Raw genomic sequence first — 23,309 nt, 5'->3', positions numbered from 1 at the left:
ACAGGGTTCACGCATCGCACCGGTCCCCCTTGTCCTGCTGGGCGAGGGCGACCAGGTCGGCGTAGCGGACGACCGAGCCTCCGGCACCCCACGTGCCGTCCGGCTGCTCATGGACCAGCACCCACACGCGCAGCGCGTCATCGGGTGCCAGTCCGGCGGCCTTCAGCACGGTCCGGGTCGCGTCCTCGACCAGCCCGGCCTTTCGGCGCTCGGAGAGGGCGCCCTCGGGCACGGTGACGTCCACCAGGAACCGCGGCTCCTCGTCGTGCGCGGTGGTCTGCGCACCGTCCGGCAGTTCGATCAGGTAGCTCCACGCCTGGGCGCGGAAGAAGGGCGTGTCGGGCGCGCCCTCCCAGCGCAGCAGGACCTCGGCGAGGTCGCGCTGAACGGTCTTGCGGCCCTCGTCGGTCAGTGAACCGGTCGGGGCGGTCAGCCGGATCATCGGCACGGCAGCTCACTCCTCGTCGCCGCGACGCTCTATGACAGTCGTTATAGTCGGGTGGCACGCTAGACTATGACGGTCGTTATGGCCAGAGGGAGTGCCCGCGTGACCAGAACGAGTCCGCAGGCCCGCGAGCGGATCGTGACGGGCGCCGCCGACATGATCAGCCGACGGGGCCTGAGCGCCACCAGCATCCGGGAGATGGCCAAACACGCCAAGGCTCCGCTCGGCTCCACGTACCACTACTTCCCCGAAGGCAAGCAGCAACTGGCCACCGAGGCCGTCCGCCACACCGGGGAAACGATCGCCAGGAGTCTGCGCAAGGAACTCCAGGCGGGCCCCACCGCCGGACTCAAGGCGTTCCTCGCACTGTGGCGCAAGATCGTCGTCGACACCGACTTCCACGCCGGCTGCCCCGTCCTGGCCGTCTCCATCGAGGAACCCCCGACCGAGGAGATCCCGCCCGCCCTGGCGGCCGCGGCCGAGGTCTTCGAGGACTGGGAGACCCTGCTGGCCACTTCCCTGCGCGAACACGGCGCCGATACCGAGCACGCCGCCCAGCTCGCCACGCTCATCGTCGCGGGTGTCGAGGGGACCATGGCCATGTGCCGCGCCAAGCGCAGCACCCAGCCCCTCGACCGCACCTCCGAGCAACTCCTGGCACTCGTCGCGAGCGCAACCAGGAGCTGAACCGCCTCCCGCACCCGGCCCTGGCCGAACGGCCGAGGGACCGGCAGCTCTTCCCTCAGCCGCCGAGTGCGACACGGATCGCCTTGGCCTTCTCCTCGGCGAAAACGCCACTCTCGAGGAGGGACAGCCGACAGCACGCCGCCACGCGATCCCCAGCTGCCCTCGTCGCTACGTTCTTCCGCCGCGTGAAGGCCGGGCAGCGGCCGGGTTGTCCCCGCTTCCGCTCGGGCAAGCGGTTCGACAACGTCGACTTCCCTAAGGACGGAGACGGCTGCCGCTAGGACTCCACCCCCCACGACCCCGTCACCCGCGTCCGCCTGCAAGGCGTCGGTCACATCAAGGTCCGCCGGCACCGGTCGGTGGCCGGCACAGTCAAGACCATGACATCGGGGTCCTGTTCGGCATACGCAAGGAGCCGGCCCGCGATGGCCATCATGTCGTGCTCGCGCTCGACGAAGTGCACCTGGAAGCCGACCCGTGCCGGCGGGACGAACCGGCCCACCTCGGGGACCAGCACCGCATCCGGCGACCGTTATAGGGGGAGCGTAAACGGGTTATAACGAATGTCATATCCCGGTTGCGGACGTCTCTCCCCGTACCGCCACGGAGCGAACTCGTATTGCTGCCACGAGCCGACGGCCGTGTCGGTCAGCGACGGTCATGCCGTCCCGATGTCGTCCACCCGCTCGCCCTCGGCCTGGGACGGTTCGCTCCTGGGGACGTCGGGGTGCTGCTCCGTGACCGCGCGCTCGGATGGTTCATCGCGCTCGCCCTCGGCCTGGGAGGGGGTGTGGGAGTACAGCCCTTCATCGTATTCCGAGGCTCGGTTCGACATGGTGGGTCTCCCTTTTCCGCTCATCTCCCATGGTCCTCCTCGGACACCCGCAGGGCGACAGCAGCCGGCCCCGCAATCCCGCCCGGAAGGCGGCGGCGCACGCCCGGGAGGCATGACACCTGCCGGTCGCAGGGCTCGCGGAGAACACATCAGGACACTCAAGACGCGGGAGCGGGAAGCCGGGTGCTGCGACACATCGGGGTCGATATGAGACGGTGGTCCGAGGAAACCCCCGCCCATGAACGGTCGTGCAGCATGGGTCTTACGGACATGGCGCACGAACATCGGGGCGATCCGCTCGGCATCACTTCCGCCGCCGTCGCCCTGGTGGACGCCTACGGCTTGATCCAGTACTGGAGCCGCAGGGCACAGGCTCTGCTCGGCTATTCGGCGGCTGGTGTGCTTCGGCGGCCCGTGACGTCGCTGCTGGCGAGCGAAGAAGCGCTCTCGTCCGCACTGGCCGAAGGGCGGCGGGTCGGGGACGGCTGGGAGAGCGTGGTCACCGCACGTCACTGTTCGGGGCATCGGATCGAACTCGCACTGCGCGCATGCCCGCTGCGCACCGGGGAGGGGTCCAGCTGGCTGTTCGTTGCCTGCGACATCAGCGCATCGCACAAGTGGGAACAGGAGCAGACGGTGATGGGCCGCCTGCTGGAATGGGCGGTGACGGCAGGCATCGTCGGCGATGCCGAGCACTCGGGCCACGGGGAGGACCGCGTGCCGCAGGGCATGGAAGACCTGCTGCGGTCGCACCCGCCCCCTCTGACGACGTCTGCCGGGGAGTCCGGGCAGACGGCGCCGGCTCCAAGCGGGCAGGGCACGCCGTTGCTGCTCTCGGCGCCCGTGAAGCCCACCTTCGGACTGCCGGCGACGGCTCCGGAGGGCAAGACACTCCCTCCGCGCCCCACCTCCGCTGCCGCCACACCGCGGGACGGAGCGCGCGAGCGGCTCGCGTTGATCAACGAGGCGGGGCATCGCATCGGCAGCACGCTGGATCTCGACTGTACGGTCAACGAGTTGGCCGAAGTGCTGGTGCCCCAGCTGGCCGATTTCGTGGCGATCGACCTCTTCCAGGGCGGCTTCGCCCCCGCGGACCTCACAACGGGGTCAGCGACCGGGGGCACCCTCACACGGGCAGCCCATCTCTCGATCCACAAGGATCTACCGGAAGTGGTCGTGGCCATCGGGGAACCGACCAGGTACCCGCCGAGGTCCCCTCAACAGCGCTGTCTCAAGGCCGGGCAGTCGGTCCTCGACGCGGTGCTGGCCCCCACGACATCGTGGCTCACCGAGGATCCGCTGCGCTTGGAGACACTGCGCCGACTCGGCGTGCACTCTCACCTGACGGTCCCGCTCATGGCCCGGGGAGTGACCATAGGAGTGGTCACCGTGCTGCGTTGGGAGAACCCGAACGCGTTCGACGAGGACGACCTGCTGCTCATCGAGGAGTTGGTGGCCCGGGCGGCGGTGTGTGTGGACAACGCCCGGCGGTTCGCTCGCGAGCACAACGCCGCGCTCACCCTCCAGACCAGCCTGCTGCCACCCGACCTGCCCGACTACAGCGCCGTCGAGATCGCCTACCGCTATCTGCCGGCCGATGCCGAGGCCGGCGTAGGAGGCGACTGGTTCGATGTCATTCCCCTGTCCGGTGCACGGGTCGCGCTGGTGGTGGGTGATGTCATCGGGCACGGCATCCATGCCGCGGCGAGCATGGGCCGTCTCCGGGCGGCCGTGCAGACGCTCGCCGATCTGGATCTGCCGCCCGACGAGCTCCTGGCCCATGTCGACGACCTCGTTCTGCGCCTGGCGGACGAGGCGGAAGCGGCCACGGACGGTCCGCTGGTGATCGGAGCGACGTGCGTCTACGCCGTGTACGACCCGATCTCGAGGAAGCTCAACGTGGCGCGCGCCGGACATCCAAGCCCCGCCATCGCCCATCTGCGTGAGCCCGTCGAGTTCCCGGACATCCCCGCCGGACCCCCACTGGGGCTGGGTGGCCTGCCCTTCGAGTCGGCGGAGATCGAGGTGGAGGAGGGGAGCGTCATCGCGCTCTACACCGATGGCCTGATCGAGGCGTCGGACCGCGATGTCGACGTCGGCTTCGAGCGGCTGTGCTTCGCGCTGGCCCATCCTGATCGGCCGCTGGAGGAGATCTGCGACACGATGGTCCGCACCCTGCTACCGGACCACCCGCATGACGACGTCGCCTTTCTGATCGCCCGCACGCACATCCTCACCTCCGACCGCTTCACCTCCTGGGAGGTACCGGCCGACCCCCGGGCCGTGCACGAGGTACGCGGCAAGGCCGCCCGTCAGCTGACCGCGTGGGGCCTGGAGCGCCTCGCCTTCACCACCGAGCTCATCGTGAGTGAACTGGTCACCAACGCCATCAGGCATGCCTCCGGGCCGATCGGCCTTCGCCTGATCCGGGATCGCAGCCTCATATGCGAGGTGTCGGACACCAGCAACACGGCTCCCCATATGCGACGTTCACACGTCACCGACGAAGGGGGGCGAGGGCTGTTCCTGGTCGCGCAGGTGGCCCAGCGCTGGGGCACCCGCTACACCGCCACGGGCAAGACGGTATGGGCGGAGCTGCAACCCCCGGTCGCACACGCCTCGCGCGACGCCACACCGTCCATCGGTCCCGGCAGTGGCGGCGGCGCTTCGGGGTAGGCGTTCCACCGCCGCTCATCCGCCCACCGTTTGCGTATCGCGCATCCCGGCCGGCGGCGCCGGCGTCGGCGCTCATGGGCGAGCCTGAGCGTAAGGCCGTGGTCCGGGGATACCCGGCGGCCATGGCGAAGATGCATGTTCCAGGGCGAAAAGCCCATCACAGTGACGAGCAGGCACCGGCCCGTGGTGTGCCGGACCCGGAAGAGGCCGGGCCGGGGCCGGAGGTCGAGGAGTCGGCGCCCGACCGTCCGACGAAGCTGCCCAAGCGGGCGTGGGGCAAGGTGCTGACGGGGAGCTTTCGGGAGTTCAAGGACGACGAACTCACCGACCGGGCCGCCGCGCTGACGTACTACGGGGTCCTGTCGCTGTTCCCGGCGCTGCTGGTGCTGATCTCGCTCCTGGGCATCGCCGACAAGTCGGCGACCGACAAGGTACTGGCGAACCTGCGCCATCTCGCTCCGGGATCGGCCAGGGACATCATCACCCGGTCCGTGGAACAGCTGCAGAGCCATGCGGGTACCGGCTCCCTCATGGCGATCGTCGGCCTTGTGCTGGCCGTCTGGTCGGCCTCCGGCTATGTCGCCGCCTTCATCCGCTCGGCGAACGCCGTCTACGACATGCCGGAGGGCCGACCGGTGTGGAAGATCCTGCCGGTGCGCGTGGGCGTGACGATCGTGCTGATGGTGCTGGCTGTCGTGAGCGCGCTGATCGTCGTCTTCACCGGCGGCATCGCGCGTCAGGCGGGAGCCGCGCTCGGCATCGGGGACACCGCGCTGACGGTGTGGTCGGTCGCCAAGTGGCCCGTCCTGGTCGTTCTCGTCACCGTGATGATCGCCATCCTCTACTGGGCGAGCCCCAACGCCAAGGTCAAGGGCTTCCGGTGGGTCACGCCGGGCAGTGTCCTGGCCCTGCTGATCTGGCTGGCCGCGTCCGCCGGTTTCGCGCTGTACGTCGCCAACTTCGCCTCGTACAACAAGACGTACGGCACCATGGCCGGCGTCATCGTCTTCCTCGTTTGGCTGTGGATCAGCAACCTGGCCGTCCTGCTGGGTCTGGAGTTCGACGCGGAGACCGTACGGCAGCGGGCGATCGCCGGCGGCCTCCCCCCGGAGGCGGAGCCGTACACCCAACCGCGCGACACCAGGAGCTGGGACGAGGAGGACCTGCGCCGCCTGGGCGAGATCTGAGCTCCGCGGCAGACGCCGGGATGGCGTCGGGCATGGGTTGCCGACCCCGGGATACCCGCTGTCGAAGCGCCCTGGAACCGGAGCGGCAAGGACCCGCTCCCCGGGCCCGCCACCGGCGGTCGGCTCACCGGGTCGGGCAGTGGCCCGCGAGTGAGCGTTTCCGTGGCACACGGTCCGGCACCGAGCCGGGCGTCAAACCATCGACACCATGAAAAGGAGGCTTCGGCATGTCTCAGGTCGAGGAGTCCATCGAGGTCAATGTCCCGGTCCGCACGGCGTACAACCAGTGGACCCAGTTCGAGACCTTCCCCGCGTTCATGGACGGCGTGGAGCGCATCGAGCAGCGCGGCGACACTCTCACCCACTGGGTGACGAAGATCGGCGGTGTGCAGCGGGAGTTCGACGCGGAGATCACCGAGCAGATCCCCGACGAGCGGGTCGCGTGGACCACCGTGAACGGCGAGGCCAAGCAGGCCGGCGTCGTCACCTTCCACCGCCTGGCCGCGGACCGCACCAAGGTCATGCTGCAGATGGCCTACGAGCCCGAGGGCCTGGCCGAGTCCGTGGGCGACAAGCTCGGCGTCGTGAACCGGCGGGTCACGGGAGACCTCAAGCGGTTCAAGAGCTTCATCGAGCAGCGCGGCGGCGTGGAAACCGGCGCCTGGCGCGGCGAGGTCTGACCTCACCTCGTCGCCCGAGGGGGCGGTGCCCTGGACCTCCACCAGGGCACCGCCCCCTTCGGCAGCCGGCCGGGTGGCCGTAGCCGGCATGGCGTGGGCTGCGTCACACGTGACAGAACACATGAGCAAGCGCTTAGATAGTGAGTGCGTCAGATGCGTCGTCCCGGGCTGGAGGCCACGTTGTTGTTCACATCCGTCGACGACGTATCCGCGCGCCTAGCCGAGACCGGGTATCTGGCCTCCCCCGCGGTCGCCACGACGGTCTTCCTGGCCGACCGGCTCGGCAAGCCGCTGCTGGTGGAGGGCCCGGCGGGGGTCGGCAAGACGGAACTCGCCAAGGCCGTCGCCCAGGTCGCCGGGGCCCGGCTGGTCCGGTTGCAGTGCTACGAAGGCGTCGACGAATCACGGGCGCTGTACGAGTGGAACCACGCCAAGCAACTGCTGCGCATCAGCGCGGGCCGTGACGAGACCTGGGACGAGACGCGTACGGACATCTTCAGCGAGGAGTTCCTGCTGGCGCGTCCCCTGCTGACCGCGATCCGGGGCGACGGGCCGAAGGTCCTGCTGATCGACGAGACCGACAAGGCCGACGTCGAGGTGGAGGGCCTGCTGCTCGAAGTGCTCAGCGACTTCCAGATCACCGTCCCGGAACTGGGGACGATCACCGCCACGAGCCGTCCGTTCGTCGTGCTCACCTCGAACGCGAGCCGCGAATTGTCGGAAGCGCTGCGCCGCCGCTGCCTCTTCCTCCACATCGGCTTTCCCGAGGAGGAATTGGAGCGCCGCATCGTCCGGCTGAAGGTGCCGGGCCTCGACCAGGCCCTGACGGAGTCCGTGGTGCGCGTCGTGGGGGCGCTGCGCGCGATGGATCTGCGCAAGGTCCCGTCGGTCGCCGAGACCATCGACTGGGCGCGCACCCTGCTGGCGCTCGGGGCGGACACCCTCGACGAGACCGTCGTACGTGACAGCCTCGGAGTGCTGCTCAAGCACCAGGACGACGTGCTCAAGGCGGCCGCCAAGCTCGACCTGGACGCCGTGTGAACTCCCCGGACGCGGGGGTGGCGCAGCGGCTGACGGGGCTCGTCGGCGCACTCCGCTCGCACGGCCTGCGGATCGGCACCGGCGAGACCGTGGACGCCGCGCGGGCTCTGGAGGCACTCGGCCTGACGGACCGCGAGCTGCTGCGTGAGGGACTGGCCGCCACACTGCTGCACGGGGAGACGCAGCGCCGCGTCTTCGATCCGGTCTTCGACGTGTACTTTCCCAGCCGTGTCGGGACACCGGGCGCAGACGCGACCCCGAACCGGGAAGCACTGCGGGAACGGCTCATCGCCGCCCTCGCGGCCGGCGACGAGGCGATGACGGCGCGGTTGGCGACCGAGGCGGTGAGCGGCTTCGGTGGTTACGGCGCCTCACCGGGCTCGGACGGCTGGTCGTCGTACCAGACGCTCGACCGGCTGCGCCCGCAGACGCTGCTGGCTCGCGTCCGGGACGCCGTCAGGGCGCAGTCCGGGGCGTCGGGGTTCACCGACCGGCTGCTGGAGGACGAGATCCGCAGGCGCATCGAGGTCTTCCGCGCGCAGGTCGCCGCCGAGGCGCGGCGCCGGGTCGCCGAGCGCCGCGGCAGGGACGAGATCGCCCGGCGGGCGGTCGCCCCGACCCCCGACCGGGTCGACTTCCTCTTCGCCGGACGGGATCAGCTCGCCGAGCTGCGCAGGGTGGTTCAGCCACTCGCTCGCAAGCTGGCCACCCGGCTCGCGGCCCGCCGCCGTCGTGCCTCCCGGGGCACCATCGATCTGCGGCGCACCCTGCGTGCCTCACTGTCGACGGGCGGCGTCCCGATGCATCCCGTACTGCGCCGGCGCCGTCCCGTCCGGCCCGAACTGGTGCTGCTGTGCGATGTGTCGGGTTCGGTGTCGGGATTCTCCGACTTCACGATGCTCTTGGTGCAGGCGTTGCACGACCAGTTCAGCAAGGTCCGGGTCTTCGCCTTCGTCAACCGCGTCGACGAGGTCACGGGGCTTCTGGTGCACGGCGCGGCGGATCCCGGCCACCTCAGTGCCGGAATCCTGTCGCAGGCGGCGGTGACGGGATGGCACGGCAGCAGCGACTACGGTGCCGCGTTCGGCGAGTTCACGGAGCGATACGCCCACGCGGTCGGTTCCCGTACGACCGTGTTCGTCCTCGGTGACGCGCGTACGAACATGAGTGACCCGAATCTGCCGGCGGTTCGGCACATCTCCGAACGGGCCCGCCGTGTGTACTGGCTGAACCCCGAGGCATGTTCCCAGTGGGGCACGGGCGACTCCGCCGCGCCCGACTACGCCGCGCTCGTCGAGATGTACGAGTGCCGCAACGCCCGGCAGCTCAGTGCGCTGATCTCTCGGCTGCTGCCCGTGTGACCACGTCCCGACACCGGCTCCCCCGGCGTGGGTGATGTGGATGGCCCGGACTCATGTGGACCGGGCGAGACGGACGGTCAGGCGCCTGTCCGCGCCGATCCCCCGTGCAATTAACTGCCGGTGGAGGCCCTGTTGCGCCGGCGCAGAGTGTCTGCGGACCTGTTTCTGCCGCTCAGCGCGGTCGACACCGGGGCAGTCGTAACCGGCGCCGAGCGTGCATATCACCCGGCCGGCCGACCTGACGTGCCGTCGGCCATCGTGCCCGGAAGTCTAGACTCCGTGACGGCACCAGCACCTCGCCCGCATTTGTCCGGTACGGGTGGAGCCACCTGCGCGACGGAGGAGGCGTAATGCTGCATCGCTCCGGCCGGACTTGCTGGAGGCGCTTCGCCGCGTTTCTCGTCACGGGCGTCGCCGCCGCGGCGGCACTCTGCATCGGTATGGCACAAGGAGCGCTGGCCGCGTCGTTCTTCATCTCGGGCCAGCGTTTCCAGGTCGCCGCGAACAAGCTCAACGCCCGTGGTCTGGCCCTCTACCCCATGGTCGACGTGGCCAGGAAGGGCACGCTCGTGCCGGTCGTGGTCCTGGGGTTCCGGCACGCGAACATCAGCCGGCTGTGCCTGTCCGTGAATCTCCCGGTCCCGGTACTGGGTACCTACACCCTCTTGCTCACCGGCGGTGACCGCAGCCAGGTCGAGGCGACGAACCTGTTCATCGACGCCACCTCGATCTCGGCCGATCAGGCGAACAGCAACAACATCGACATCGGTGTGGCGGCGGGCTCGGTCACGAAGGGGCCGATCAATCCGGGAGACAGAAACTCGCGGTTCTTCGACCCCAACATCTTCGCCCAGCAGGCCGATTCCATCGACCTCACCAACGTGCGCGTGACCTCGGTCGCGGTATCGGCCGCCACGCTCGACATCCCCGGCCTCGAGGTGCAGATCGAGCCAGGCAGCCACAACTGCTTCTGACCCCGTGCCGGGCCGGCACGGGCACATGCGCGCGTCGGCGCCCGCTCACCGCATGTCCTGTCCATCTCCCCACCACGGAGAGCACACGTGTTCTTTGATCCGTTCGAAACAGGCTCGGGACTACGCGCCACCGTCTCCGGCATCCGGCGCAGATTCTGGGTGTGGCGGGGCGGGCGGCCCTTCTGGGCGGGGCTGTTCACCCTCACGGCGGGACTGCCCATCATGTACTTCCCCTACACGCACCTGAGTCTGCAGGGCATCGCGCTGGCGCTCTCCACCACCTCCGGGGCGGCGTCCCTGGTCATCGGAGTCCTGCTCATGACCCTGGGCATCTCTCTCTGGTTCCACCAGGAGGTCCGTGTGTTCGCCGGGATCGCGACCCTGCTGCTCGCCCTCATCTCGCTTCCCGTTGCGAACTTCGGGGGCCTGTTCTTCGGCCTGTTCTTCGGCCTGATCGGTGGTTCCCTTGCCTGCGCCTGGGCTCCGCCCACGGGCGCCGCCGAGCCGCCGCCCTCAGCGCATCCGGCAGCCACCCCCGTACCGGCAGGAAAAGAACAAGGACGTCCGTGACCCCCCGCCGGTCGTGCGCCACGGGCTCGCACGACCGGCGCATCGAGGATCCACGGGTGGCCCGTCGTCTGGGGCCGGCACCTGCGGCTTCTCAGATGTCGGAGTCGATGCCGGTGATCACCGACGGCCCCAGGGGGGCGCTGGCTTCGTCCAGCCCCGCGGCACGCAGAGCGGAACCCGCGAGGTGCTGGGCGTCCTGCTCGGCGTGGGGTCCGCTGTCCGCCTCGACGGTGAGGCGCATGGTGAAGGTGTTGTCCTCGTTCACGGTGAGGATGTCGAGGTCCTCCTCGTTCCCCTTCTGGGTGTGGTGCGGATCGGCCGGGCGCAGGGCCCGGACCAGGTCGGCTCTCGTACCGGGTGCGATGGGGCCGGTGAAGGTGCCGGGCACGGTGATCACGTACGTCGTCATGTCGCTCCCTCGTTCGGCTCTTACACCGCGTACCCAGTTCCCGGCCTCGGCCACGTCGCCCGGGGCAGCCCGTAACCGGTCATCGCGAACGCAGGGCGGCGCCGTGCCCGCCGAAAGGGCCGGCGGCAGCCCGCCGGCACCCCGGTCGGGCAGCCGGCCCGACGGCGCAGCGAACAGCCGGCCGACCCGGTCGGGGCCCGAGCGCGGCCGGGCGCCGAGGAGCAGAGCCGGGCTGTTCCCCCGCATGCGCCCCGAGCCGGTCCCGCTCCGAGGCCATGCCGCGCCGCTACGCCGAGCGGTGCTGCTCGCGGGCCTCGTGAGCCCACCGGCCGAGGACGGGGACACAGGACTCGGCGAAGTACTCGTAGTCCGCGGCGGTGTTGTAGACATGGGCGGACAGCCGCATGTATCCGATGCCGTCGAAGCTGGTGAAGGCGGCTTCCACGTCCAGTTCTCCGGCCACCCGGTCACGCAACGCGTCGGCCGCGACACGCGATGTGCCCAGACCGTCCGGCAGCCGCACCAGCCGCATGCCGGGGACGGGCATACCGACGTCGACGGTGCCGCCGACCCCGGTCAGGTCGGCGAACGCGGTGCCGATCACGTGCGCGGCGTAGTCGGCCAGCTCGTCCATGTACTCGCGGGCGGCCTGCCAGCCCCAGGTGCGCTCGACGAAGTCCAGCGCTGTCGGCGCCGCCAGGTAGGCGGTGGCATCCAGGGTGCCCTGCTGGTCGAAGCGGTCGGGGTAGGGATCGGCGGCACCCCAGGAGTCGATCAGGGGATAGAGGCTGTCGCGCAGCGGCCCCCGGGCGATCAGCGCCGCGGTGCCGCGCGGCGCGCAGCCCCATTTGTGCAGGTTGCCGACCCAGAAGTCACAGCTGACGCCGGCGAGGGGCGCGGCAAGCAGACCGGGCGCGTGCGCGCCGTCCACGAGCAGCGGTATCCCCTGCTGCCGGGCCGCCTCGCCGATCCGGTCCACCGGCATCAGGCGGGCGGTGGCCGACGTGATGTGGTCGAGGACGACGAGGTCGGTGGCCTCCCCGATCTCCGCGATCACGGCCTCGTACGCCTGCTCCTCGTCCGCGTCCAACGGCACCCGGGCGGTGCGGACCCGGCCGCCCCAGCGGCGTGCCAGCCGCTCGGCGCCCATGGTGACGGCACCGTAGCCGTGGTCGGTGACGACGATCTCCCCGCCACGGCGCCGCTCGAGTCCCGCGAACACGACGCTGGCGCCGGCGCTCGCGTTCGGCACCAGCGCGAGATCGTCGGCGGACACACCGAGAAAGGCGCCGAGCTCGGACCGGGTCTCGGCGATCCGCTGCGGCTGCGCGGGGAACCAGACCACGGGTGAGCGTTCCATCTCGGCGCGCAGTTCCTGCTGCCGTCCCTGTGCCACAAGGGGGACCGCGCCGAACGAACCGTGGTTCAGGTGCTTCAGGGCGGGGTCCAGCGACCACGCCTCGGCGGCAGGCCTGCCGTCGGCCAGTAGCAGGGGGTGCGGCGCGGTGGTGACCTCGGTCCCGCTCACTTGACTCCCGATCCTTCGAGCCGGAATGTCCGATGCGATGCACCGGACTCTTCCAGAGAGACATATGACGACCTGGGGATCCTGTCATCGCCATTTCCCTGGACGCAAGCGACTGAAGTGGAACTTCATCGGACGACTCCTGCTCGACCCGCCCAAGACATCTGATGACTCGCTACAGTGCCGAGAGGCTCCGGCGACGACGTCGCAGTCCCTCAAGGGTGCGAGCCGCAGCCCACACAGCGGCGAGAGGAGTGGGATGTCCGCAGTCGAGAAGGCGTTCCACGGGCTACGGCACATGATCGCGACGGGGCGTCTCGGCCCGGGTGAGCGCATTCCGCCCGAGGGCGAGCTGTGTGAGGAGCTGGGCGTCTCACGAGGGTCCCTGCGCGAAGCCGTACGGATGCTCGCCGCCCTGGGCGTGATCGAGCCACGCCACGGATCGGGCACGTACGTCTCCCAGCTGCGGCCCGAGGACGTCATCGGCAGTCTCGCGCTGACCTTCGAGCTCCTCCCCCTGACGGGCCTGCTGGAGGTCTACGAGATCCGGCGGGTACTGGAGGCGCACGTCGCGGCGCAGGCCGCCGCACGCAGCACGCCGGAGACGGTGCGTGGGCTCTACTCGCTCATCGAGGCGATGGAGGCCACCGACGACCCCGCCGAGGCCGCCGAACTCGACCACCGCTTCCACGCGGAGATCGCCCGGATCAGCGGCAATCCCACCCTGGCGTCCCTGCTCTCGGTCTTCCGCGCCCGCTCGGGCAAGTACCGGGTCTTCACGCTCCCCGAGGGCCCACGGCTGCGCAGCAAGAGCGACCAGGACCACCGCGTCCTGGCCGATGCCATCGCCGACCGCGACCCCGTGGCGGCCGCAGGCGCCGCACAGGCCCATGTCGCCCAGACGGAGCGCTGGTTGCGCGCCTTCATGCCCTCCGTGGAGGACGACGACGTTCACGACTGACGGCTGCGTCGGCCGCTCTGCGGGCGGAACGAGCTACGCGACTGAGTACGCATACGGATGGCATGGCGCGGCGACGCCGCAGCACGATGCTCCCTATGACGGAACTTTCCGCAGAGACGGCCAGACGGACGCGCCGCACCGTTGCCGCCTTCCTCGTGGTGACCGCTGTGCTCCTGCTCCCGCTGTTCGGCTGGCTCTGGTACGCCGCCGAAGATGCGCTCCGGCACAAGAGCACCACCGATGGGGTCGCCAACCACCGGGCCAAGGAATCGCTGGTGCACGCCGCCCTGCTGCTCTGCGGCGCTCCGCTGGCCGGAGCCGTGTGCGGCTGGACCGGCGCCACGGTGCTGGGCCGTCGCACCGGGGTGCCTGCCGCCGCGGGCGCCATGCTCGGCGCGATCGGGCTCTGGGTATTCGGCCTCGTGGCGATCGTCATCGCCTTCAGGAACGCCACGTTCGACTTTTGAGGCGACCGCACCGGGGCCGTTCCTCGTGCCGGGTATCAGCTGATGAAGGAGCCCCCGGAGTCGCCTGGTTCGGCGCACACGTTCGTCTTCGTCATCTCGTGCACGGCGCCCTGGCTGTAGTTGACTGTCTCGTTCTTGGCCAGCACGGTGCCGCAGTGCCAGAGGGTGGTCTCCGCCGGACAGTCGATCCGGCGGATCGTCACGCCCCGGCGACAGGAGTTGCGGGCAGCCGCCAGTGCCGGGCCGGCTCGCTCCCATACACGTCGCACGCCATGCGAATGATGATCGCAGTCCTTCCGACGTCGTCCATGGGCGACGTCAGAGAACGAGAGCGAGCACCCGGCGGACCTTCCCGGTCAAAACCCTAGGCAGAAACCTGACGGCCGGTGGGCGTGCCGCCTCGCGAACGGTTCTGGTGCTCCGTGCGTGCCGCCTCCAGCAACCGCCGCCAAGACGTCACGGTCGGACGACGACGCAGAAGCGACCGTCGCTCCCGTTCGGTCATCCCTCCCCACACCCCGTGCTCGATCCGCTGGTCCAGGGCGAATGCCAGACACTCCGTCCGCACCGCGCAGCCCGCGCACACCGCTTTGACCCGATGCTGGGCCGACGCCTCGACGAACAACTCCTCCGGGTTCAATCCCCGGCACGCCCCGCGCTCGGCCCAGTCGTCAACCGCCTTCATCCAGCGCCACCCTCTCCCCGCCCGGCCTGTCAGCAGTCCCGGCAATCTGCCGGGGGCATAGGACGCTACGCCCAACTGCCATGAGCTTCGCAATACCCCGACTTCCTCCTCACACTCCTTCGAGTGAATTTCCTTGACGCCGGGCCCCTTGCCGTCTACGGCCTGTTGGCAAAGTCATGGCACCGCCCAGGGCCCCAAGGGCAGTCCATAAAGATCCAACTGACCACCTCTAGCCTTCGGACCGCTGTCGACGAATCCGAGGTAGTGCGCCGATACGTAGGCCTCTACGGGGTCGGCCGTAACACTGGTGCGGGCAGGTCCAGAGCACGGCCGAGGGCGGAGGTGACAGGGGTGGCGTAATCGGTTAGGTGCCGAGCCGCCCAGGCCGCGGCTAGGTGGAGGAAGTCGAGCAGGTCGCGCTCTGCGCCGGCGAGCAGGCGACGCAGGTCCGCGACGGGTAGCTCGATCGCCGGGCTGTTGCGCTGCTCCGCGTCGACGGTCAATCGGACGACGTCGCCGTGCCGTTCAGCGAGCGGAGAGGGATCGTGACCGAAGGAGGCCAAGCCCTTGCCGTCGACGACCTCAAGCCAGGCACGCCTCTCGTCCAGCCCATTGCAGCAGCCGGCAGCAGCGTGGTGCCGGTTGCGGTGTCCGAAATCCGCAGACCGCCAGGTGCGACAAGGTCGTCCATGGTCAGCAGTCCGTGCAAGAAGCCTCCGAGTGGGTCGGCGGGACGCGGTGGGCGACCGTCGGTCTCGGGATCGATGTCGTTGTAGTCGGCGATGCGCGTCACCGCTGTGCCGAGCTCGGCAGGGTCGAGTGCGCCGCTGAGCGGCAGAAAGCCGTACAGCTCGGACTCGGTGACAGGCCAGAGGGTGAAGCCGTCGGAGGCGTAGATCTCCAGTACAGGCTGCAGAACGATCACCCAGGAACTCTGCGGCACGCGTGCTCGCGCCGCACTGCGATTACTGCGCGACAACTCGCCGTCTCGGATCTCTACCGGTTGTCACACTGCCAACAGGGGCTGGGCTGAGGGCGCTATTGCGGGCGCATAAGGTCGAGGTCCTCGCCCCATGCGTCCAGCACGTCGCCGTGTCCGGCTTGTCGGGCCGCTGTCTCGACCAGGGTGAAGAGGCGCCGCTGTAGGGATACGTCGCCGGTTGCTGGGATGCGGTCCGCAGCGCGGAGCAGCATGTCGGTGTCCCAGCCCGGCAGGGGATATCGGGCGAGCTCCCACTCCAGGTACTTGTTGTAGGGCCGGGGGCGACGGTCGAGAGCGAAGAGCAGCTCCAGCAGAAACCGAATGGCGTCGGCGGCGTCGAGGCGGGCGGCGAGTGCATGGCCGTCTCGGTGGTTCTTGACGGAGCGGTAGAGAGAGTTGGCATAGGCGTCGAGCCAGTAACGGGAGTCTTCGCGCCCTTCATCGGCGCGAAGACGCGCTTTGTCCGCCAGGAGCTTGGCGATACCCCCGTCGAGCCGGTCGAGCACGATCCGGGCACGGGCGAGGGCGTAGCGCTCGAAGCCGGGCATTCCGGCGGCACGGAACTGGGCGAGAGAGACGATGACGAGGTCGATTTCGGGGGTGCGGTGGCCCGTGAACCGGGTGAGATCTGTTGTCGCGTCGTCGGCGAGGACCACATACAGGTCGTGATCGGAGTGCCGGGTGATCATGCCCTCATGGGCTTGGGAGCCTTTGAGGACGAGGCCGACGACGGCTGAATCGGCGACGGCGAGTTCGACGAACGCGTCGTAGGTGAGGGGCTGCTGAGTAGTCATGATGTGGATCTCCGGTGGCGTGGTGACGGGTATGCCTGCTGGGGCGGCCCCTGTTGAGGGAGGCGCCCTGCACCGTCTGCGGCTGCACATGGCCGCCGCCCGGAAGATCAACGCACATCCGGACTCTATCGCCTGGACAGAGGTGAGGCAGGCCCGTCGGGCGGTCGTCAGGATGTCGGGTCGCAGTTGGTCACAGCCCTCGTTCAGGACTGCGACCAGCACGGTCGCGCCGACAGCGGACGGCGAGTTTGCCGCAGCTCGTCGGGACATCCCAGGGTTCCCTCGCGAGCGCACCCGCGGGCGGAGGCCCGACCCCGAGCCCGACGGCAGGCGGGTGCCGCGGGATCGGGGACGGGCCGACCGTTCAGGGTCACGCCCGGGTGCCACCCGCGAAGTCACTGCCGAAGGTGGTCTCAACGGTGGTGGCCACGGACTCCGCCACCCCGGTGCCCGTCAGAATCAGACCCAACTCGCGGTTGTTGTCCAGCGAGTTGCTGCTGATGTTCATGGAGCCCGCCTCCACCTTCTGGGTGGACAGGCCGTAGTCGGCGACCATCGCCTTGGCGTGGATGTAGAAGCCGTTGGGGTCGGAGTATCCGACGACGGTGCCACCCGCCGCCTTGATCGCGGACACCTGGCTGGAGTAACTGGACGGGCTCTCCAGGACCACCCGCACGGCAACGCCCGCCTTCGCCCGCGCCACGATGGCGTTGACGACCGCACTGTCACCGAGCTCCAGCTCCTCGATGTCCAGCTTCGCGGTGGCGCCGTTGATCAGGGACAGCAGGCGGTTGCGGGAGTCGGTGGGCGACCAGAGCAGATGGTCGCCGTCGGTCGGCGTGATCGAGCTGCCGGCGTAGTCCGCGTTGAAGACCTTCTCGATCGACGCGACGTCACGGGTGTCGTCGTCGAACACGCCGTAGTCACGGCTGGTCGTGTAGTACTGGGAGGTCAGGTTGCCCGTCATGATCAGCGACTTGACGCCGTCGACGGTGATGGTCTTCTGGTGGGTGTAGACGAAGGCGGAGGGAGACCACACCACTCCCACGCCCGCGTTCTTCAGGGCGCTGTAGGCCGAGTTGTTGGCGGTCTGGTGCTGGCGGTCCAGTATGACCCGCACGGTGACCCCCTTCTTCTTCTCGGCTATCAGGTCGTTGACAGCCGTGGTGTCCTCCAGCTCGTACATCGTCATGTCGAGCGAGGTGGTCGCCGAGTTGATGAAGTCGTAGATGGTGGGCTGGCTGCCGCTCTGCGAGAAGGCGAACGCGGAGTACGTGGCGGCGTTCGCGGGGACGGCGGTGGCGAGCACTGCGGCACCTGCCGTCAGGGCGACACCTGCGCGGCCGAGGACCTTCCACAACATGCCTGTCTCCTAGTCGAGTTGATGCACCCATGGGGGGTGGCGAGCGCGGGAATGACACCACGCGCGTAGAACGCCTAGGAGGTGCAGCCTGGTGAACATGCTGTGACGGGGAGACCCAGGATGCAGACAAAATGGACAATGCGCAGGTGGGTAGCGGTTCGAGGGATCCCCGCGAAATCGTAAAAGCTTCGTATCCGACCGTGACGGCGGGGTCGCGACTTGTCGGACGGCGTCGGTCCGCCGCGCCGGGGGCACCCGCCGCGGCGAACCGATGACCGGTCAGCCTTCGATGCGGTGCGTGGTCCAGAACGAGGTCAGGTCCGTGGTCGTGGCGGCCTGGGCGGCTGCCTTGAACTCGGCCGTGGTCGAAACGCCGTACCAGTGCGCCGTCGCATAGTCCTTCAGCAGCTTGGCCATGGCAGTGTCACCGAGGACGCGCCGCAGATCGTGCAGGGCGCACTTTCCGTAGCCGTAGACGACGGTGGAGTACCGGGAGGAGTGGGCGTCCCAGTAGGCCATCGAGTTGGTGATCTTTTCCGCCGAGGATGCCCAGGACACGCTGTTCCAGCAGTTGGCGCCGGTCTTGTTCAGTGCCAGATCCGTGGCGTAGTCGGTGAACGCCTCGTCGAGCCAGGGGCTGTTGTACTCGTCGTCGCCGACGATGCCGTACCACCACTGGTGACCGATCTCGTGCGTGAGCGCCGTGGTGCTGACCAGATCGAGGACGAACCCGGGGTACTCCATCCCGCCGAACCAGAAGTTGTTGTCGATCACCGCGTCCAACTCGCCGTACGGGTAGGCGCCGAAGCGCGCCGCGTGGGCGTCCACGGCGGACTTCGCGGTGGTGAGCATGGATTGCGCGCTGGAGGAGCTGATGCCCGAGACGGAGTAGACGTTCACCGGGACCCCGGCGGTCGATGTGCCGGAGATCTTGCTGAAGGGGCCCGCGGCCCAGGCGAAGTCACGGACCTTCGCGGCGGTGGCAGTGGTGATCGTACGGCCGCTGGAGCCGGGAGTGTCGGTCGACGTGCCGGTGGCCGGTACCAGCAGGGTGCTGGGGTGGTCGAGGGTCACCTTGAAATCGGCGGCCAGCGAGTAGAACGACTCACCGTTGTTGGTGTACGGGTCGAGGTGCCAGCCCGCCGCGTCCCTGACCGCGAGAACGGGCAGCGCGTTGCCGATGAAGCTGAAGGCCCCGTCGTACCCGAACCGGTCGGCGCCGCTGGGGACGGTGATGCCCAGGTCGAAGCCGATCGTGGCCGTCTGCCCCTGAGCCAGTGGACTGGGCAGATCGACCTTGAGAGCTGTGCAGTTGACGGACAGGGCGCCCGCGCTGCCGCCGGTGACGTTGCTGACCGAGATCGGCATGGCGGAGCAGGTGCCGTGGTAGTTGTCCCAGAGCCTCAGGTACACCTCGCTCAGCGCGGTGGAGGAGACGTTGGTGAAGGTCGCGCTCTCGTGGCCGGTCCAGACGGTTCCGGTGCTGTTGCTGCTGAGGCTGACCGTGTACGAGGGCGCCGCCGGGGTGCGCGTGGAGTCCGCCGGCGGGGTCGTGCCGCCGGAGGTGTTGAGTGCGACATCGTCGACGACGAAGCTCGTCTGCAGGCTGGAGTCCTCGGTACCGGTGAAGCCGAGGCTCACCGTCTGGCCCGCGAACGCCGACACGTCGAACGACTTCTGCACATAACCGGTGTTCTTGTTGAGGTTCGAGTACGTCGCCAGCGTGGTGCTGCCGATCTTCGCCGTCAGCTTGTCGTAGGCGACGGAGGAGGTCGTCTCGGCGGTGTCGATGTGCAGCCAGAAGGTGAGGGTGGCGCTGCTGCACCCGGCCGGGATCGTGACGGACTGGGTGAGGGTGTCGGTGTGCGTGCCGCCGACCCCGTCCAGCCAGGCGAAGCTGGTGCCGCCATGGGCGGTCTGGCCGGCACGATTGGTGATCACGCCGGCCGACGACTGGCTCCAGGGCGAAGTCCCGTTCTCGAAGCCGCCGTTGCTGACCACCTGTGCCGGGGTGCAGTCGGCGACCCGAGTACTGGTCGTGGGCTGCGCGGCTGCCGCCGGTGTGGCGGGAAGCGCGAAGGCGACCGACGCGACGGCGGCAAGTACGCTCGCCGCGAGGGTCTTGTGGGGGGTTCGTCTCACACGAAACTCCTTTGAAGCGGCCGGGTTTCCGGCTTGCTCGGAGGCCGCCCAGGGGGCTTGGGTGCGCCGTGGGCGGCCGCGGATTGCGCGCATCGCTTACGAGATCGCTGGTGAGATTTCGCCGTCGCCCACTGGGGTTGGGACGACGGCATCCGGAAGTTTGACAGATTTGACCCGAACATGCCATCAGGCGTTCAGGCTCCTGCCGCGGTCAGGTCCGGCCCGGCGTCGCAAGGGCAGTTGTCCGACATGGCTGATCACCGGGGCGGTTGTCTGCCGTAGCCGGCCGCCAGAGCCGTTGTCCGACGGGGCTGGTCGCCGGGGCAGTTGTCCGCCGTAACTGGTCGCCGGGGCGATCCATCGACGTAACTGGTCCCCGCGGGCCAGGCCGGCAGCGGGGCGGTGCAGAGCGGCACGGGACTGTGACGTCACCCGACGCCCGGCCGGAATCGGCCGCCGCCGGCGCACCGAGCCTGGCGCAGTCGGCCCACCAGTCCAAGCGCCCTTCGCGTACCGCTATCGGCGCGTTGGGCGCCGTTCAGCTCACCGTCTCGAAGCGGTCAAGGCCCTTCACGACAGGGCAAACCACTGGTCCCTCACAAAATGCTCAGGAGCAGGCATGAGCGCAGCGGACTCCAACCGCCCTGACAGACGGCCGCTGTTGCAGGCCGCGGTGACCAGACCCGTCGTCGGCGCGGCCGATGGTGCCCTTGTCACGAGCGCCGCCCCCGTTCACGCTCCCACGTCGACTGCGGCGGAAAGCCGGTACGACCCCTCTTCGCCTCGCTTCACTCTCGCGGTTCTGCCGGACACCCAGTATCTGTTCGACGCCGACGGCGCCGACCCGGAACCTGTCCGGGCGACTTTCAGATATCTGGTGTCCCAGCGCGAGGAGGCCGACATCGCCTTCATGGCACATCTCGGCGACATCACCGAGCACGGGTCGCGCGAGGAGATCACGCTCGCCGCCGGCACCTTCGATGCCCTCGACGGCAAGGTCCCCTACAGCGTTCTGGCCGGCAATCACGACATCAGCTCCGGTGACGACCAGCGCGGGGACAGTCCGTATCTTCACGCCTTCGGCCCCCACCGCTTCGCCTCGATGCCCACCTTCGGCGGGGCGTCGCCGGACAGCTACATCAGCTACCACGTGCTGACCGCGGGCGGCCCCCGGTGGTTGATCCTCACCCTGGACTGGCGGGTCTCCGACTCCGGCCTGCGCTGGGCCCAGGGCGTGCTCGACGCCCATCCCACGCTGCCCACGATCCTCACCACCCACAACCTGGTCTGGGCCGCGGGCGACGGCGGGGCCCATCTCTCCGACAACGGCCGGCGCCTGTGGGACGGCCTCATCAGCGGCAACGACCAGATCTTCCTCGGGCTGGGCGGGCACTTCCGGCCGCCCGGGCGCACCGTACTGGCCAACGACGCCGACAATGACGTCCACCTCCACATCACCAACTACCAGGACCGGTACTACGGCGGCGCCGACATGATCCGCCTCTACAGGTTCGATCTCGTACGGAACGTCATCGACGTCGAGACGTTCTCGCCCTGGCTCCTCGCCCGCGATGCGGCCGACAGCACACAGCTCGAAGCTGAGACCGCCGAACTCACCGGCCCGTCGACCGGTTCAGCATGAGCATCGACTTCGACGACCGGTTCAAGGGTTTCTCGCCCGTCGTCGCGCCGAAACCGCGCCCCGCCCCCACCCCCGCCGCCATGCCGCACGGCACGATCGCCTGAAGGGGGTTCGGCTCCACGGCGGTGTCCCAGCCCGCGGCCGGCATCCCGATCCCAGGACGGCACCGTGCTCCGCGGCTTGTCGGGCAACGGCAACGACCTTCCGGCACGACGCCGAGCCGGTCCGGTCACCAAGCACCGGACCGGTCACCAGGACTTCGGGCGCCGCGCGGCTTTCACCGGCCGGGCGGCTTCGGAAGCACAAGTCGCAAGTCAGAGAACAGTCCGGGCGATGCGAGGCCGACTTCAGGTGGTCTTGATCTGACCGCCGTCGATGACGAACTCGGCACCGGTGATGTTGCCTGCGACCGGCGAGGCCAGGAAGAGCGCCAAGTCGGCGACCTCGTGCGGCTCGGTGACCCGTCCGGTCGAGATGCCCATGCTCTGCGGCACGACCACGTCGATGGCCTCCTGCGCCGTGGTGCCGGCGGCCGCCGCGGTGACGTCCGCGAAGCCGCCGGGCGCGGTCCAGAAGGGGGTGCGGACAGGGCCGGGGGCGATCGCGTTGACCCGTACGCCGCGCGGTGCGAACTCCTCCGAGAGCGACTTGGTCAGGCTGGTCAGTGCCGCCTTGGCCGCGGAGTAGTCCACGACCATGGGGAAGGGCAGCCGGGCGTTGATGGAGCTGATGTTGACGATGGCGGCGCCCTCCGACTCCAGCAGATGAGGCAGGGCCGCGCGGCCGGCGCGTACGGCGCTGAAGAAGGTGAGGTCGAAGATGCGCTGCCACTCGGAGTCGTCCAGCTCGAGGAAGCTGGGGCGAGGACTGCCCGCGCCCAGGTTGTTGACCAGGATGTCGAGCCTGCCGTGCCGGTCCACGGCCCGTTCGACGAGCCTGTCCGCTCCGTCCGCCGTGGAGAGGTCGACGGGCACGACGGTGACGTCGTACTTGTCCCGGAGGGTGTCGAGCTCGGGCGTCGAGCTCCGGCTGCCGGCGACTACGTGGGCACCCTCGCGGCTCAGCGCTTCGACGATGGCCAGACCGATGCCCTTGCTGGCCCCGGTGACGATGGCGACCTTGTCCTTGAGGTGCAGTTCCATGATGATCCTCTTTTCTGGATTGATTGATACACAATGAGGGTGTGCGAGACCATCCCGCGGCGCCACCGAAGCGTCGCCACGCCCGGCCGGACCTGGCGCCGATCAGTCCAGGGCGCGCAGGGCCGTCGACACGGCGCCCTCGACGAACGCCCGGCCCAGCTGGGCCTGACCGACCACCCGTAGGCCCTGGACGAAGGTGGTCAAGAAGCGGGCGAGCTCCACCGGGTTCTTGTCGGGCGACAGCTCACCCCGGGCCTTCGCCCTCTCCAGAGCGCCGGCAAGAGCCGATTCGAGCACCCGCATGGCGGCCGCGACCCGGTCCACCGTGGCCGGATCACCCCCGCGCTCCGTGGCGGCGTTGACCACCAGGCATCCGCGCTCGGGGTCGGCGAGATCGGCCTCGGCCATCTCCACCAGCACCTCGCGCACAGCGGGCCTCACTTCGGTGGCGCCCTCCAGACGCTCCGCGATGCCGCCCGCCTGCAGCGAGCAGTAGCGCTCCAGCGCGCGGGCATAGAGCTTGTCCTTCGAGCCGAACGCCGCGTACAGGCTTCCGCTGCCGATCGACAGTTCCCCGAGCAGGTCCTGCAACGACGTCGCGGCATAGCCGCGGCGCCAGAACAGATCCATCGCACGGTCGACCGCCTCGTCGACGTCGAACTCCCGATTACGTGCCATGACCCCACTGTAGCTTTTGTGGATCGTTCAATCAAATAACGGCGATGTGGCCGTCACCACCGC

24 protein-coding genes and 2 pseudogenes are annotated in these 23,309 nt (G+C 69.1%); 12 read left to right on the top strand and 14 right to left on the bottom strand.

The window, feature by feature from the left end; genetic code table 11:
* Positions 1-7: 7 nt before the first annotated feature.
* The gene (locus ABZ904_RS21950) at positions 8-448 is read right to left on the bottom strand and encodes a tautomerase family protein (RefSeq protein WP_360995391.1); all 441 of its coding nucleotides are present in this window, start codon (positions 446-448) and stop codon (positions 8-10) included.
* Between the two features lie 99 nt (positions 449-547).
* Between ABZ904_RS21950 and ABZ904_RS21945 the strand changes: the two genes are divergently transcribed.
* Positions 548-1,132 carry a TetR/AcrR family transcriptional regulator gene (locus ABZ904_RS21945; RefSeq protein WP_360995388.1) on the top strand — a complete coding sequence of 195 codons (585 nt, stop codon included), beginning with the start codon at positions 548-550 and terminating at the stop codon, positions 1,130-1,132.
* A 167-nt stretch (positions 1,133-1,299) separates the two neighbouring features.
* Positions 1,300-1,515 (top strand): annotated as a pseudogene (locus tag ABZ904_RS21940) (RNA-guided endonuclease TnpB family protein); the annotation flags it as partial.
* Here the strand turns inward: ABZ904_RS21940 and ABZ904_RS21935 are convergent.
* Together ABZ904_RS21935 and ABZ904_RS21930 are read right to left on the bottom strand one after the other, a co-directional pair.
* Positions 1,464-1,649: a hypothetical protein gene (locus ABZ904_RS21935; protein ID WP_359398539.1), complete on the bottom strand. Its 186-nt coding sequence runs from the start codon at positions 1,647-1,649 to the stop codon at positions 1,464-1,466. The pseudogene ABZ904_RS21940 and the gene ABZ904_RS21935 sit on opposite strands and share 52 nt — an antisense overlap.
* Before the next feature lie 141 nt (positions 1,650-1,790).
* Entirely contained in the window at positions 1,791-1,967 is a 177-nt protein-coding gene (locus ABZ904_RS21930; protein ID WP_359398455.1) for a hypothetical protein, read from the bottom strand.
* 255 nt (positions 1,968-2,222) lie between these two features.
* Here ABZ904_RS21930 and ABZ904_RS21925 point away from each other — a divergent pair, with 255 nt between their 5' ends.
* The 7 genes from ABZ904_RS21925 to ABZ904_RS21895 all read left to right on the top strand — a co-directional run bounded on the left by ABZ904_RS21925 (position 2,223) and on the right by ABZ904_RS21895 (position 10,456).
* Positions 2,223-4,643 (top strand): SpoIIE family protein phosphatase, encoded by a 2,421-nt coding sequence (locus ABZ904_RS21925; protein ID WP_361825148.1) that lies wholly within the window; start codon positions 2,223-2,225, stop codon positions 4,641-4,643.
* Between the two features lie 122 nt (positions 4,644-4,765).
* Positions 4,766-5,830, top strand: coding sequence for a YihY/virulence factor BrkB family protein (locus ABZ904_RS21920; protein ID WP_359398451.1), 1,065 nt, complete (start codon positions 4,766-4,768; stop codon positions 5,828-5,830).
* A gap of 227 nt (positions 5,831-6,057) precedes the next feature.
* Positions 6,058-6,510, top strand: coding sequence for an SRPBCC family protein (locus tag ABZ904_RS21915; RefSeq protein ID WP_359398449.1), 453 nt, complete (start codon positions 6,058-6,060; stop codon positions 6,508-6,510).
* A 183-nt stretch (positions 6,511-6,693) separates the two neighbouring features.
* Positions 6,694-7,551 carry a MoxR family ATPase gene (locus tag ABZ904_RS21910; protein WP_360995459.1) on the top strand — a complete coding sequence of 286 codons (858 nt, stop codon included), beginning with the start codon at positions 6,694-6,696 and terminating at the stop codon, positions 7,549-7,551.
* A complete protein-coding gene (locus ABZ904_RS21905; protein ID WP_360995379.1) occupies positions 7,548-8,912 on the top strand; it encodes a VWA domain-containing protein in 1,365 nt (454 codons plus the stop codon). Before ABZ904_RS21910 ends, ABZ904_RS21905 begins: the two co-directional genes overlap by 4 nt.
* Positions 8,913-9,262: 350 nt before the next feature.
* Complete coding sequence (locus ABZ904_RS21900; protein WP_359398445.1) at positions 9,263-9,886, top strand: DUF6230 family protein; 624 nt, start codon at positions 9,263-9,265, stop codon at positions 9,884-9,886.
* 87 nt (positions 9,887-9,973) lie between these two features.
* On the top strand, positions 9,974-10,456 hold the full coding sequence (locus ABZ904_RS21895) for a DUF6114 domain-containing protein (RefSeq protein WP_360995374.1): 483 nt from the start codon (positions 9,974-9,976) through the stop codon (positions 10,454-10,456).
* 91 nt (positions 10,457-10,547) lie between these two features.
* On the opposite strand, the gene ABZ904_RS21890 is transcribed toward ABZ904_RS21895, so the two are convergent.
* Positions 10,548-10,865 (bottom strand): hypothetical protein, encoded by a 318-nt coding sequence (locus tag ABZ904_RS21890; RefSeq protein ID WP_359398441.1) that lies wholly within the window; start codon positions 10,863-10,865, stop codon positions 10,548-10,550.
* A 286-nt stretch (positions 10,866-11,151) separates the two neighbouring features.
* Entirely contained in the window at positions 11,152-12,393 is a 1,242-nt protein-coding gene (locus tag ABZ904_RS21885) for an aminotransferase class V-fold PLP-dependent enzyme (RefSeq protein ID WP_360995370.1), read from the bottom strand.
* 256 nt (positions 12,394-12,649) lie between these two features.
* On the opposite strand from ABZ904_RS21885, the gene ABZ904_RS21880 reads away from it, so the two are divergent.
* Both ABZ904_RS21880 and ABZ904_RS21875 read left to right on the top strand, forming a co-directional pair.
* Positions 12,650-13,351, top strand: coding sequence for a FadR/GntR family transcriptional regulator (locus tag ABZ904_RS21880; protein WP_359398437.1), 702 nt, complete (start codon positions 12,650-12,652; stop codon positions 13,349-13,351).
* Between the two features lie 95 nt (positions 13,352-13,446).
* Positions 13,447-13,818 (top strand): hypothetical protein, encoded by a 372-nt coding sequence (locus ABZ904_RS21875; RefSeq protein ID WP_361825144.1) that lies wholly within the window; start codon positions 13,447-13,449, stop codon positions 13,816-13,818.
* A gap of 38 nt (positions 13,819-13,856) precedes the next feature.
* On the opposite strand, the pseudogene ABZ904_RS21870 reads toward ABZ904_RS21875, so the two are convergent.
* The 7 genes and pseudogenes from ABZ904_RS21870 to ABZ904_RS21840 all read right to left on the bottom strand — a co-directional run.
* Positions 13,857-13,988: pseudogene (locus ABZ904_RS21870) on the bottom strand (S1 family peptidase); the annotation flags it as partial.
* Between the two features lie 194 nt (positions 13,989-14,182).
* On the bottom strand, positions 14,183-14,503 hold the full coding sequence (locus ABZ904_RS21865) for a WhiB family transcriptional regulator (protein ID WP_360995364.1): 321 nt from the start codon (positions 14,501-14,503) through the stop codon (positions 14,183-14,185).
* 284 nt (positions 14,504-14,787) lie between these two features.
* Positions 14,788-15,006: a hypothetical protein gene (locus tag ABZ904_RS21860; RefSeq protein WP_360995361.1), complete on the bottom strand. Its 219-nt coding sequence runs from the start codon at positions 15,004-15,006 to the stop codon at positions 14,788-14,790.
* Entirely contained in the window at positions 15,003-15,428 is a 426-nt protein-coding gene (locus tag ABZ904_RS21855) for a hypothetical protein (protein ID WP_360995358.1), read from the bottom strand. The genes ABZ904_RS21860 and ABZ904_RS21855 overlap by 4 nt, the downstream gene beginning before the upstream one ends.
* A gap of 113 nt (positions 15,429-15,541) precedes the next feature.
* Positions 15,542-16,279 carry a hypothetical protein gene (locus ABZ904_RS21850; RefSeq protein ID WP_359398428.1) on the bottom strand — a complete coding sequence of 246 codons (738 nt, stop codon included), beginning with the start codon at positions 16,277-16,279 and terminating at the stop codon, positions 15,542-15,544.
* Between the two features lie 370 nt (positions 16,280-16,649).
* A complete protein-coding gene (locus ABZ904_RS21845) occupies positions 16,650-17,642 on the bottom strand; it encodes a phospholipase D-like domain-containing protein (RefSeq protein ID WP_359398426.1) in 993 nt (330 codons plus the stop codon).
* Between the two features lie 279 nt (positions 17,643-17,921).
* The gene (locus ABZ904_RS21840; protein ID WP_360995353.1) at positions 17,922-19,784 is read right to left on the bottom strand and encodes a M1 family aminopeptidase; all 1,863 of its coding nucleotides are present in this window, start codon (positions 19,782-19,784) and stop codon (positions 17,922-17,924) included.
* A 619-nt stretch (positions 19,785-20,403) separates the two neighbouring features.
* Between ABZ904_RS21840 and ABZ904_RS21835 the strand changes: the two genes are divergently transcribed.
* Positions 20,404-21,426 carry a metallophosphoesterase gene (locus ABZ904_RS21835; RefSeq protein WP_360995350.1) on the top strand — a complete coding sequence of 341 codons (1,023 nt, stop codon included), beginning with the start codon at positions 20,404-20,406 and terminating at the stop codon, positions 21,424-21,426.
* 347 nt (positions 21,427-21,773) lie between these two features.
* On the opposite strand, the gene ABZ904_RS21830 is transcribed toward ABZ904_RS21835, so the two are convergent.
* Together ABZ904_RS21830 and ABZ904_RS21825 are read right to left on the bottom strand one after the other, a co-directional pair.
* Positions 21,774-22,568: an oxidoreductase gene (locus ABZ904_RS21830; protein ID WP_359398421.1), complete on the bottom strand. Its 795-nt coding sequence runs from the start codon at positions 22,566-22,568 to the stop codon at positions 21,774-21,776.
* Between the two features lie 102 nt (positions 22,569-22,670).
* Positions 22,671-23,246 carry a TetR/AcrR family transcriptional regulator gene (locus ABZ904_RS21825; RefSeq protein WP_361825140.1) on the bottom strand — a complete coding sequence of 192 codons (576 nt, stop codon included), beginning with the start codon at positions 23,244-23,246 and terminating at the stop codon, positions 22,671-22,673.
* Between the last annotated feature and the right edge of the window lie 63 nt (positions 23,247-23,309).

Source organism: Streptomyces sp. NPDC046900 (assembly GCF_040644975.1).
Classification (GTDB): domain Bacteria; phylum Actinomycetota; class Actinomycetes; order Streptomycetales; family Streptomycetaceae; genus Streptomyces.
The sequence above is the reverse complement of the archived record's forward strand: the minus strand, read 5'-3'. Positions and strand labels throughout refer to the sequence as shown.